This is a genomic window from Bacillus safensis (genome assembly GCF_039619585.1).
Lineage (GTDB): Bacteria > Bacillota > Bacilli > Bacillales > Bacillaceae > Bacillus > Bacillus safensis.
This window is the reverse complement of the sequence record NZ_CP154909.1, coordinates 1,621,489-1,634,828: the sequence shown is the minus strand read 5'-3', so window position 1 is coordinate 1,634,828 and position 13,340 is coordinate 1,621,489. Positions and strand designations below refer to the sequence as shown.

At 41.3% G+C, this 13,340-nt stretch carries 9 protein-coding genes; all 9 read right to left on the bottom strand.

The window, feature by feature from the left end:
- Nucleotides 1-116: 116 nt before the first annotated feature.
- The gene (locus AAYR28_RS08290) at nt 117-3,233 is read right to left on the bottom strand and encodes an MMPL family transporter (protein ID WP_120206997.1); all 3,117 of its coding nucleotides are present in this window, start codon (nt 3,231-3,233) and stop codon (nt 117-119) included.
- 311 nt (nt 3,234-3,544) lie between these two features.
- Nucleotides 3,545-4,774, bottom strand: a complete 1,230-nt coding sequence (locus AAYR28_RS08285) for an MFS transporter (protein ID WP_227001732.1) — start codon at nt 4,772-4,774, stop codon at nt 3,545-3,547.
- Nucleotides 4,775-4,876: 102 nt separating this feature from the next.
- The gene (locus tag AAYR28_RS08280; protein ID WP_024424122.1) at nt 4,877-5,602 is read right to left on the bottom strand and encodes a GntR family transcriptional regulator; all 726 of its coding nucleotides are present in this window, start codon (nt 5,600-5,602) and stop codon (nt 4,877-4,879) included.
- Nucleotides 5,603-5,765: 163 nt separating this feature from the next.
- Complete coding sequence (locus AAYR28_RS08275; RefSeq protein WP_065214368.1) at nt 5,766-8,141, bottom strand: FtsK/SpoIIIE family DNA translocase; 2,376 nt, start codon at nt 8,139-8,141, stop codon at nt 5,766-5,768.
- A gap of 110 nt (nt 8,142-8,251) precedes the next feature.
- Nucleotides 8,252-8,488: a YlzJ-like family protein gene (locus tag AAYR28_RS08270; protein ID WP_008344712.1), complete on the bottom strand. Its 237-nt coding sequence runs from the start codon at nt 8,486-8,488 to the stop codon at nt 8,252-8,254.
- Entirely contained in the window at nt 8,485-9,213 is a 729-nt protein-coding gene (locus tag AAYR28_RS08265; protein ID WP_024424124.1) for a ClpP family protease, read from the bottom strand. The genes AAYR28_RS08270 and AAYR28_RS08265 overlap by 4 nt, the downstream gene beginning before the upstream one ends.
- A 119-nt stretch (nt 9,214-9,332) precedes the next feature.
- Complete coding sequence (gene rnjB / locus AAYR28_RS08260) at nt 9,333-11,000, bottom strand: ribonuclease J2 (RefSeq protein WP_034281883.1); 1,668 nt, start codon at nt 10,998-11,000, stop codon at nt 9,333-9,335.
- 171 nt (nt 11,001-11,171) lie between these two features.
- A complete protein-coding gene (dapA, locus tag AAYR28_RS08255) occupies nt 11,172-12,038 on the bottom strand; it encodes a 4-hydroxy-tetrahydrodipicolinate synthase (protein ID WP_024427012.1) in 867 nt (288 codons plus the stop codon).
- 30 nt (nt 12,039-12,068) lie between these two features.
- Nucleotides 12,069-13,283: an aspartate kinase gene (gene dapG, locus AAYR28_RS08250; RefSeq protein ID WP_034281880.1), complete on the bottom strand. Its 1,215-nt coding sequence runs from the start codon at nt 13,281-13,283 to the stop codon at nt 12,069-12,071.
- Between the last annotated feature and the right edge of the window lie 57 nt (nt 13,284-13,340).

Here is a 13,340-nt window from a genome sequence, read left to right as displayed (position 1 = left end):
TATGTATTAGAACATGGCTGATATATACGTGAAACAGCCATTTAATAGACATTATATCAATCAGAGGAAAGGATAGGAAATAAAAACGCCTCTGCTCATAGCAGAGACGCCAGTCGTTATTTCATTCTAAACGGCCACCAATTCCATTTACCAAAAATACGAACCATGACCGGAATAAAGAGGGGCAATACAACAAAAGCATATAATAAAAGTCCAATGAGTACGACCGTTGCAATTTCAACAAGCGATAATACTCCTGATGGCAGCATAGCAGCGAACGTACCTGCTAAAATGGCCACTGCAGAAATAATGACAGAACCCATATTTCTCATCGCTGATATCATCGATGCTTGTACATGCTCTCCCTTCCATTCATTAAAACGATCCATGAGGAAGATGGAATAATCGATCCCGAGCGTCACAAGAATGACAAAGCTGAAAAATGGGACAGCCCAGCTGACACCATCGTAGCCAAAAAATGTTTTAAAGATCCATTCTGTTAAACCGATTGATGTAAAATACGTTAAAATCAGTGAAAGTGTTAAGTATATCGGCATGACGATTGACCGTAATAAAATAATTAAAATAATAAAAATACCAATTAACATGAAGATAACAGTTCGAATAAAGTCACCGTCAGACGTTTCTTTTAAGTCCACATTTAAGCTTGAGATACCAGATACCCCGTATTTGGCATTTTTGAGTCCACTTACAGGTAAATATTGATCAAGGGTTTCCTCAATTTTCGCGACACCTTTCATCGCTTCATTGCTGTATGGATTCACATTTAAGATGACTTCAAAAGTCGTTAATTTACGATCTGGAGACATATACGTATGAAAGATTTGCTTAAATTCTTGGCGTTTCAGCACTTCTTCTGGAATAAACCAGCCCGTTACTTCTTCATCTGGCGCTTGCTGAAGCTGCTTTAAGTAGCCGTCAGCCTCGGTGAAGCCGCTTTTGACCTGCTCAAGCCCTTCAATACTTTCATCTAATCCATCTGTTAATAACGTAAGTTTCGATGAAAGCTGGCTAAATCCTTTTTTGATGGCTTTTTGGCCTTCTGTCAGCTGATCTGCACCATCTTCGATTTTAGGCATTTCTTTAATCAATTGTTTTTGGCCCTCATTTGTTTGGTCAAGGCCGTCATAAATTTGATCAAGCCCGTCCATGAGCGCTTGCACTTGGCGTCTTACTTCTTTTTGCTTGCTTGATAAGGTTTGAATCACTTGATCTGCCTGCTTGATCTTTTGCTTAAAGTGAGCGGCTTCCTCTTCATATACACTCATTTGATCCCCTGCTTGATCAAGCATTCCTTTTGTTTCTTTGAATACTTTCTTGATTTCTTTATATTCATCCATGTCTTTTACTTCTGGAAGACGATTTTCTAGTGCTTCAAATGATAGATTTTCATAGGATGCTTTTACTTTCTTAATGGTTGTCATCAGCTGCTGATTTGATTTCGCATGGCGTTCAAGTGTATTCACCACACGCTCTAACTCTTGAATCATCGTTTCGCTGCTGCGATATTCTTGCTCTAATTCTTTTTTCGCTTTTTTGATTTTACTTCGAATGGTGCCGACGCCTTCCTTACTGCGTCTCACCCCATCTTCTAAAGAGATTAGGGATTCCCTGACTTCTCCGACACCGCTTTTGATTGCTTTTGTTCCATCAATCAGCTGGTCAATGCCTTGAGCGGATTCTTCAATTTTTGGTTTTTGTTTGAGAAGAGCGAGATTTGTTTCGGTCAAGCCATCTGAAATTTTCCCGATTCCTTCATGGCCTTTGCCAAGTTCTCCTCCCAGCTCTTTCGCTTGAGAGGTGACATAAAGCTGGCTCAGCCCGTCCCCAACAGGACGCGTGACACTGCGGACTGTTTTGACTTCGTCAATGTCATTTAATTTACGAGTCAGTTTTTCAATCATGACAATCTTTTCTTGATTATCTAGCTTATCATCATTTTCGACAAGCACATTCAGCGGCAGCGCTTCACCAAAGCCAAATTGCTCTGATATCGTATTAAATGCAGACACCGACTCATACTTATTCCCAATTTCATTTAAACTGTTATAAGACAGGGTGCCGTCGTACATCAGAATAGGAGGTACCGTAATAAGAGCGACTAACCCTAAGCTGATGAGCGGCCTTTTAAATGAAAAACGCCCAGCCCATTCCCACATTTTACTTTGCGGGTGCCGAATGTTTTCTCTTTTAGATGGCCAGAAAAGAGATTTTCCGAAAACAGACATAAAAAAGGGAACGATGGTGACAAGGGCAATCAGAAGAATGCCCACTCCAACGGCAACACTAACGGCTGATTGATACAATTGGAATTTAGCAAATCCAATACTTGAGAAGCCGACTAACACGGCTAAGCCGCTGAAAAATACCGTTTTCCCTGCACATTGATATGTGACGATAATCGACTCTTTGACATCACGGCCTTGACCGATCTCCTCTTTAAAACGGCTTAACAGCAGGATGCAATAATCCGTTCCGATACCGAACATAATGGCTACCATAAAAATCTGAGTAAAATTAGATAGAGGAAATTGTGTATATTCTACGAGAAAAGCCACAATACACCGGCTGACAGCGTAAGAAATGCCTATCGTAATGAGCGGAACAACAGGTGCCAATATCGATCTGAAAACAATAATTAAAATAAAGAAAATAAAAATCATCGTGATAAGTTCGGTTTTCTTCAGACCTTGTTGAGAGCTTTGAATGACATCTGAATCCACAAACTTTTGACCCGTTATTTCATATGAGACATGATAGGGCTTTAAAACTTCCTCAATTTGTTCTTTAATCTTCACAGCTTTTGTTTCGTAGTGGTCGAATTTGAATGGAACAAGAAGTGTACTTTTATCCTTTGATAAAAGTTGTTTTTGAATGTCCGGATCTACATGAAAATACGAAGTAATTCCGTCAATGTGGAGTTCTGGGGCATTTGACATGAGTGCAGCTAAAGCCTTTTTTAATTCCTGCTCTTTCTCAGGGAACAGATGTTGTTCGGAGAATACAAGCACACCTGTATCTTTCTTCCCGTTCTTATCTGACAGCTTATCCAATAGGTGAAGTGCCTCAGCTGTTGGTGTCCCCTCCGGAACCTTTAATTGCCCTTTTTCTCTTGTTAATTCCTCTAAATCGGGCGCAGTAATAAACAGAATCACAGCTGTTATCATCCACACCACTAATACAATCCATCTTGCTTTAATTATTTGCAACATAGCTGCTTCAAGCTCCTTCTACTTCTTCAATCAATTTGCTGTATTTGAGCGTGTCTGAAGTGCTGACTGCGTCTCCTTCAAATGGCAGGATGACCTATTCAATTGTCCTTTCGTGTTAAAGAAGCATATCTCCATCATCAGCACGCGTGCTCAATTTCTGCCTAAAGAAAGACAGAAAATGAATGTTTTTGAACACCTCCAATTTGGGATAATTTAAAAGATATTACTATACATTAGTTTAACTATCAAAATTTTACATGTCAATTTATAAAAAAGAAAAAAGATGGCAAAATACCATCTTTTTTCTATATTTAAACCGTTTTTAATTGTTCACTCTCATCCTCTTCATCTGGCTGGATGAAAAAGAGGACCAAAAATAGTGAGATGAGACTGCAAATGGTCGAGAGAATAAAAACAATGGAGTCCCCTTTATCCATTAGATAGGCAAAAATCGGAGGTCCTAAAGCAACACCGATAAAACGCATACTGCTATAAAATGACGTAATGGTACCGCACTGCTCTTTTTCAATTCCTTCTGTAATCAGCGCATCAAGTGCAGGCAGCACAATACCGATGCCCACTCCGCCAATGCTTAAACAGATAAACAATACGTAAAAGCTGTGATTCCACCATAAAAAAATATAAGAAAGTGATAACAAAGCCATCCCTACAATTAAAAAGATTCTCATTTTTCCTTTTTCTTTTCCAATCGTTTTTCCAGCAATGTAGGAACTGATTGATAGAAAAAGGAGCGGAATACTCAGCAAGAGCCCTTTCTTGACGCCCTTTATTTGATAAGCCGCCTCTAGGTTATCGGATAGGTAAAAAAGCACACCAAAAAGAAGAAACATAATAAAACCGCCAATAGCAAAAATGGCATAAAGCCAGCGTCCCTCATGCTTAAAAATGGTCTTTGTTGATTTTAAAAATTCTTTAAATGTAGGCGGGTCCTCCTCTTTTTTCGCCGACTCTACCATGAACAGTACCATGAGAAAGCTGATGATCGAAAAGAACGGGATGAACCAAAACGGCACAAACCAAAACCATGAAGCAAGAAGTGCCCCAATAATAGGGCTTAGTACCTTACCTGCTGTATTAGAGGTTTCAATGGCGCCAAGTCCTGCACTGACCTCTTCATCATCATGAAACAAATCTCCAATAAACGGCATAACGACAGGTGCGGCTCCAGCTGAACCAATACCTTGAAGGACCCTTCCAAACAGAATCCACATATAAGGTTCTTTCATGATCGTTGAGGCGACTGCTGCCACAGCTCCTCCAAGTCCGGCGATTAAAAGACACGGCAGCAGTACCTTTTTCCGCCCAATCCGGTCTGATAAGTAACCGGCGATTGGAATACATAAGATGGCTACAACCGAATATACCGTAATAATGAGAGAGACTTGAAAGGAAGTAATCGAGAGTTTCTTTTCTATCTCTGGCAATACTGGTATTAACATCGAGTTCCCTAGTGTCATGATTAGAGGGACTGATGATAATGCAATGATATTCTTTTTACTGACTGTTTTCTCGCCCAACATCATTCACCCAATTCTATATACTGTTACGTATTAGTGTGGCAAGTTTGACGAGTATTATGTATGGGCAAACAAAAAGCAGACGCCTATGGAAGCGACTGCTTGTTAAAATCGTTTGCGTATGACATGAAAGCTGAATTTATCCGCTCGAAAATAATTGAGGGAGTATAAGACCGGCTGATCATCCTGATCATAGTGCATTTGTTTCAGTAATAATAACGCCGTTTCAGGGTCACAATCTAGAATCGGTGAGACCTGATCGTGGTAGCCAATTGGTTCAATGTCAGCAACTGCATATTTAATCCCGCTGTGCGGTTCTCTTCCAAACAGCTCAAAAAGAGACTCTTCTTCATGTGTAAAAGAAGCGGGAAGATGTTTGACCGGAATTTTATCTAAACAATAAACAACTGGCTGCCCATCTGCCGTTCGAACGCGTTCCATTGAAAAAATCCCATCAGATTTATCACACTGAAAACGAATGACATCATTCTCTGTTGGCTCCCCTTCTTGCGAGGATAAAAAGATGGTGCCAGGCGTCATATTGACCTGCTCAATCATTTTCGTGACACTTGTCAGCTGTTCTATGCCTGTCGAAAAAAGTGGTCTTGAATTGACGAAAGTCCCTACCCCATGCCTTCTAATTAAATACTTCTCTTCTTCTAATATACGAAGGGCCTCACGCAGTGTCGCTCTGCTCACACCTAAAAGTTTTGAGAGCTCAAACTCAGAAGGCAGCTTTTCTTTTTCGGCATATACACCTGTTTGAATATCTTCTTTAATACGGTCAATCACTTTCAAATATAAATGGCGATTGTCTGTTTTGGTCGACATGTTTTCCCTCCGTCTAATCAATGCAAATGATAAGATGAGAAATCTCTATTCCGAGATAAGTTGAACATAACTATATCATGTTTTTGCAAATAAATAAATAGTCTGACATCCAGTTAACATAATCATACTATCGTTTACTATTTTTCAGGAAAGCTCTCTTCAATTATGAAGAGAGCTCGTCATATTGTTCTTTTGAGAGAAGAACTTCTCTCGGTTTACTTCCTTCATATGGGCCTACCACGCCCCGCTCTTCCATTGCGTCAATGAGACGTGCCGCCCGGGTATAACCGATACGGAATCTTCTTTGCAGCATAGAAACAGAAGCCGTCTGCATGCCGATAATCAATTCAACTGCTTCATCATACAGATCATCTTCCACAGCCGCAAGCTGATCCTGCGTTTCTTCGCTCGGAATCATTTCCTCTTGGTATTGAGCTTTTTGCTGTGTGATCACGTGATCCACAACATGCTCCACTTCTTCATCTGATAAAAAGGCGCCTTGCACACGAACCGGCTTGTTTGCACCAACAGGTAAAAACAGCATGTCCCCTCTGCCCAGCAGCTTTTCTGCACCTCCCATATCAAGGATCGTCCTTGAATCGGTTTGAGAGGATACGCTAAAGGCAATGCGGGACGGGATGTTGGCTTTAATGACACCTGTAATGACATCGACAGAAGGTCTTTGGGTGGCGATAATCAAATGAATTCCCGCAGCACGAGCCATTTGAGAAAGTCTTGTAATGGAATCTTCCACATCAGAGGAAGCGACCATCATTAAATCTGCAAGCTCGTCTACTATGACAACAATATAAGGAAGCTCTGGCTGTTTAGCATCTTCTGTTTGATTCATCCGTTTAATGTAATCATTGTATCCTTCAATATTTCTTGTCCCCGTATGCGAAAACAATTCATAGCGGCGTTCCATTTCGCTGACTACTTTTTTAAGGGCCTGCGAGGCTTTCTTAGGGTCTGTTACGACAGGAGCCAAAAGGTGCGGAATACCGTTATACACATTTAATTCAACCATTTTCGGATCAATCATCATCATTTTCACTTCATGAGGCTTCGCTCTCATGAGAATGCTTGTGATAATACCATTGATACACACACTTTTTCCGCTTCCAGTCGAACCTGCTACAAGCAAATGCGGCATTTTGTTCATTTCAGCAAGCACGGCTTCACCCGAAATATTGCGGCCTAGTCCAATGAGGAGCTTGGCATTTGGACGGTCATTTTGCTTCGATTCTAATACCTCTTTTAATGAAACCATAGCAATTTCTGCATTCGGAACTTCGATGCCGATGGCTGATTTGCCAGGAATCGGCGCCTCAATTCGAATGTCCTTTGCTGCGAGCGCGAGGGCTAAATCATCACTTAGATTGACGATTTTGCTGACCTTCACACCGACATCTGGATATACTTCATATTTGGTCACAGCTGGCCCTAAATGAACCTGTGTGACTTTTGCTTTCACACCAAAGCTTTGAAATGTTTTTTCAAGCTTTCTTGCATTTTCATAAATATTTTTCTTATCTGTTTGCTGACCTGAATGCTGGGGCTCTGCCAAAATATCAAGTGACGGCAATTCGTAATCTTTGTTTTCAAGTTCTGTAAATGTCATCGGCGGTGCCTCTTTTGGTTCATCGGCTGTATCTGATTGAACTGGTGCACTTTGCACAGAGTCCTGAAGAGGCGCTGTCTCTTTTGCCGCCTGCTTTTTTTGATCCGTCGGGGTGAGAATGTCATCTCTGTCTGCAAAGCTTGAAATAATCGGCTGGCTATTATCAGAAGACGAGGTTTCCTCTTCGATCAAGATCAGATCATCATCGTCTTCTTCTTCTTGAATGCGTGAACGTTTTTTCTTTTCACCTGTTTTCTGAGAGGACGCGCTCTTTTTCGCCTGCCTGATTCCTTTCATATCTTCAACAAACGCTTTCCACTGCTTCACCATAAATTGTGATAGAGGAATCGTCACTTTTTTCACCATTTCCTGAAGGGATCGGTTTGTAATCAGGACAATTCCAATCAGCATCAGAACAATCGCCATGATTTGCGAGCCTGCTTGTGCAAATAAGAAATAAGAAGCAGCAAACAATACGGCGCCAATCATGCCGCCCCCTAAATCAGGCGATCCTGTTTCACCTTTCATATCCATCAAGAAGAGCTCAAATGTATTTCTAATCACACTTTGAGAGCCAATGACACCAGCAGATGAAAGATGCTGAAAGAGCTTCACATGTGACAAAAGCAAGATACTCGCAATGATGCAGTAGAGACCTGCTTTTCTTCTTGTTAAAATATCTGGGATTTGTTTTTTCCAGAAAATCGTCACACCAAAAAGAAATAATCCGATAAGGCAGAGAATGAACCATTCACCTGCAAAAAATCGGAATAGATGTACAAAGGTTTGTCCAACAACGCCCAGCTGTAAAATGGCAATGATCGCTATGGCAATACAGACTAACCCATTTAATTCATATTTCAGTTTTAGCTGTTTATTTTGTTTTTTTCTCGTTTTCCGTTTTCTCTTTTTAGCCATACTCATCACCTTACTACGAAAGAAAATATAACCTACCGAAAGATCAGAAAGAAAGCAGCCTGGTTTTGGCTGCATCTTGTTGTAAGTTTTCCCTTTATTATAGCATAGAATCATTCATATGAGTCGGTTTGATTGGTGCCTAAATGTAACTTCAATCGCTTGCCTGGTGCAAGCTCTTGATTGAGAAAATCCATTGGATTGGTGCTCATGACTTGAACGATTTCTGCTTCATCTTCTTTCATTTCAACCATCACTGGCACACCTTGAATGTTTACCTGCTGGAGCTTGCGTTCTCCCTGTTCCTCAGCGTAAATGGCTTCATATGGCATAGGCGTATATAAAATCATTGGATCAGCCCCTCGTTTTGAGATGCCCTGTCTCCGATAAGTTCGTTCAACTTTTTAATCGCTTGTCCTACGCCGCCCACTTCATTCATGAGTCCGTATTCTGCTGCCTCATGACCAACGACATTTGTTCCGATGTCTCTCGTCAAATTGCCTTTTGAGAACATGAGCTCTTTAAACTTCTCTTCTGTAATGTTGGAGTGGCTTGTAACAAAGTTAATGACTCTTTCCTGCATTTTATCTAAGTATTCAAAGGTTTGCGGAACGCCAATCACAAGACCTGTTAATCGCACAGGATGAATGGTCATTGTGGCTGTTTCTGCAATATACGAATAGTCACATGATACAGCAATCGGGACACCTATCGAGTGACCGCCGCCAAGCACAATCGAGACAGTTGGTTTCGATAAAGAAGCAAGCATTTCTGCAATCGCGAGTCCCGCTTCAACATCTCCTCCTACTGTATTTAAGATGATCAGAAGACCTTCTATTTTCGGGTTTTGTTCAACAGCTACGATTTGTGGAATGACATGTTCGTATTTGGTTGTTTTATTTTGCGGTGGAAGCTGCATGTGGCCTTCAATTTGTCCAATAATGGTGAGGCAATGGATATTTGTATCTTGTGGCAGCTGCGGAACGGCTGTTTCACCAAGCTGCTGTATTTTGCTCATAATGCTGTCTTTTTCTTCTGGCTTTCGCTCAGGCTGCTGTTCATTCTTTTCGTCCATTTGTCTCCATCCTTTCCTCAAACTCTTCTCCTATTATGAACAAATAGGGCATATTCCATCCGCATTCCTCATGCCACATCTAAAAAGCCCAAAGAGCTTATGCTCCTTGGGCTTTATCATCACACTTCCATAATAATTGGAATGATCATCGGCTTACGTTTTGTTTTTTCATATAGGAATTGATTTAGCACATCGCGCATGGATTGTTTCAATGTTGACCATTCAACAATTGAGTTTTCCGTTTGCTCTTTGACAATCTCTTTGACCATTTCTGTTGCTTTCACAATCAGCTCTTCGGATTCTCTTACATAGACAAATCCTCTTGTGATGATTTCAGGTCCAGAAATTAATTGTTTCTTTTGTTTATCGAGCGTAATGACAACAATCAAGATACCGTCTTGAGACAATAGACGTCTATCGCGTAACACGATGTTTCCGATATCACCAACGCCAAGACCATCGATCAAAATGTTTCCTTGGTGAACTTTTTCACCGATTTTGACGTTCTGTCCTCTAAACTCAACAACATCTCCTTTATCAATCAAGAAAATGTCACTTCGTTTCATACCTACTTCTTCAGCAATACGAGAATGTGCTTTTTGCATACGATATTCGCCATTCACCGGAATTAAATACTTCGGTTTTAGTAAGTTCAGCATCAGCTTTAACTCTTCTTGGCACCCATGTCCAGATACATGTACACGTTTTTGCGCAAAAATGACTTGTGCTCCGCTCCTTGTAAGGAAATCCACTGTTTTAGAGTATGTGAGTTCTTGTCCAGGAAGAGGTGTAGATGCAATCACAACTGTATCATCTTTTTCAATATGAAGCTGTTTGTGATTTTGCTTCGCCATTTTTGTTAAAGCAGCAAGCGGCTCTCCGTGGCTTCCAGCGGTCAGGATGACCACGTCGTTTTTCGCCATTTTCTTCACTTCTTGAACGGGTACAAATAATTCTTCGTCTGCTGTAACATAACCCAGCTTGATCGCCAGCTGAAGGGTTGTCATCATATTTTTCCCTGCAACGGCAAGCTTACGGCCATTTTGATTTGTTGCATTAATGATTTGCTGCACGCGGTTAATATTAGATGAAGACACAGCAACAATCACACGATTTTCAGCATTGTACATCGCATTTGAGATTTCGTCTTGGACGAGCGCCTCAGAAGGTGTATAGCCTGGTTTTTCCGCATTTGCACTGTCTGAAAGTAGTGCTAAAACGCCGTTGTTTCCAATTTTCGCAATCTCTCCGATGTCACAGGCTTGGTTAAGCGCTGGGGTTTGATCAAATTTAAAATCACCTGTGCATACGATTGAACCAAGAGAGGTTTTGAAGCTGATCCCAACTGAATCAGGAATGCTGTGATTCGTTCTAAAGAACGATACTTTTGTTGTTTCAAAAGTAATAACTGATTTTGCATGTACCTCACGCAAATCAGCTTTTTGATTGAAGCCATACTGCTTTAATTTTTCTCGAAGTAACGCAAGGGTCAGCTTCGTTCCGTAGACTGGTACAGACAATTTGCTCAAGCAATGGAATACGCCTCCGATTGCTTCATCATGTCCGTGGGTAAGAAAAATTGCTTTCACCCGATCAGCACGCTCTGTTAAATAAGAGATATCAGGAATGACGACGTCAATGCCCAGCATTTCATTTTCTGGATGCATTAAACCTGCATCTACTACATATATGTCCGAATCAATCTCAATGACATATAGGTTTTTTCCGATTTCTCCAACGCCTCCGAGTGCAATAATTCTTACGTTCTCTGTATTTTTCTTTTTCAAAATTCTTATCCTCCTAGTCTCAAGCCCGTCCATCATCGCTTAATGCTATTATAACTGAATCTAATTTTAGAAAACAAGATGAAGTCACATTTTAAGAAAGTGTTTATGTATAAAAAACGGTCATACTCAGGGACATCTGAGAATGACCGCTTACGAAATCTTTTGTTTTGATCAGCTGTTTAAAACGCTGCTTAAATCCAGTCTCTCTTCTTCTGACAAAGGCAAAAGCGGAAGACGAACAGATCCGACATCTAGTCCTTTCAGCTGAAGGGCTGTTTTGACAGGTGTTGGATTTGGCGCTGAGAAAAGCTGTTTCATGATTGGAAGCAGCTTTTGATGGATCAATGCTGCATTCGCTGTCTGGCCTGAAGCATAGCTTTTCAGCATTTGCTGCATATCCAGCCCTACGATATGAGACGCAACCGAGACAACTCCTTTTGCACCAACAGATACAGCCGGAAGTGTTAAACTGTCGTCCCCTGAATATACGTCGAAATCTTCTGGCGTCTCTGCAATGATTTTTGTCATGGCATCAAGATCGCCGCTTGCTTCTTTGATGGCAACAATGTTAGGTATTTGCGCAAGCTTAATCGTTGTTTCTGGTGCTAATGACGCAGCCGTTCTTCCTGGTACATTGTAAAGCATGACAGGAAGAGATGTAGACTCGGCAATGGCTTTAAAGTGTGCATACATGCCTTCCTGTGATGGCTTGTTGTAATAAGGTACGACAAGCATCACTGCATCAACGCCCGCTTCTTCTGCTTTTTTCGTTAGTTTGATAGACGCATTTGTATTATTACTGCCTGTTCCTGCAATGATTTTACAACGACCATTTGCTAATTTGACCGATTGCTGAAAAAGAGCGACTTTTTCTTCATTCGATAAAGTTGGCGATTCGCCTGTTGTCCCTGCAACGACTAAGGAGTCACTGCCGTTTTTTAACAAGTAATCAATGAGAATTGATAGCTTTTGGAAATCGATGTTGCCCTTTTTATCAAAAGGTGTAATCATAGCTGTTGCGATATTTCCGAAATTCATTTTTTTCACCTCATCATGATTCAATCACATTTATCTTGAAAGTTCAAACACTTCATGCAGGGCATTGACAGCCGCTCTCATGTTTTCTTCGTTCACTAACACCCAAATGGTCGTATGACTGTCAGCCGATTGTAAAATCGGAATGTTTTGCTCGGATAGAGCCGTTACAATTTTAGATGTGACACCTGGTACACCCATAATGCCTGCGCCAACAGCTGATACTTTCGCACAATTTGTTGTCACAATTGGTGTATAACCAAGATCTTTTAGGATCGACGTTGCCTTTTCAGTCATTGCACCTGTCACTGTATACACAATTTCACTCGGTGTGATATTGAAGAAGTCGACACTGATTTGTGCGTTTGCCATTGCTTTGAAGACCTCTGTTTGTACGCTGTACTGACCTTCTTTTGCAGGGACTTTGATTTGTGTCACATCATTGACATGTGCAATACCCGTAATGAGGCGGTCATACACATCATGGCTCATTTTATCTGAGTAGTGTGATGTAACGAGCGTGCCCTCATCATCAGAGTATGTTGAACGGACCCTCATTGGTACTTTTGCCTGCATCGCAATTTCAACAGCTCGCGGGTGAATGACTTTTGCCCCTTGATATGCGAGGTTGCAAATTTCCGTATATGTCACGACTCTCAGCGGTTTTGCATTTTCAACAATGCGGGGATCTGCTGTCATAACGCCTTCTACATCTGTAAAAATATCAATAAAGTCTGCCTGCAATGCAGCGCCTAAAGCTGCTGCGGACGTATCACTGCCACCTCGTCCGATTGTTGTCACGTCTCCATTTTTCGCCGCTCCCTGGAACCCAGCGACAACGACAACATCATGTTCAGACAGTGCTGCTTCCAGACGTTCGCACTTCATGTCAATAATTTTCGCACTTGTATGCTCCTTATCAGTCACAAAGCCCGCCTGAGCTCCAGTCATCGCTACAGCCTTTAGACCGTTTTCATTCAGCATACTTGAAAACACAACAGCTGAGATATTCTCTCCGCAGGAAACAAGCAAGTCTTTTTCTCTGTTTGTCATATGCTGCGCGCTGCCGTAAAGCAGACCGAGCAGCGTATCTGTCGCATAGGGATCGCCTTTTCGTCCCATTGCAGAAACGACAACAACCGACTTATAGCCTTTCTCTTTTGCAGATAAGATATGTGCAAGTGCCCTTTTTCTACCTTGATCATCTTTGACAGATGTACCGCCAAATTTTTGGACAATTATTTTCACTGTTTTCACTCCAAGTTCATTCTGACGTAACAGAAGAGAGCAGGCGAAAGATGCCTA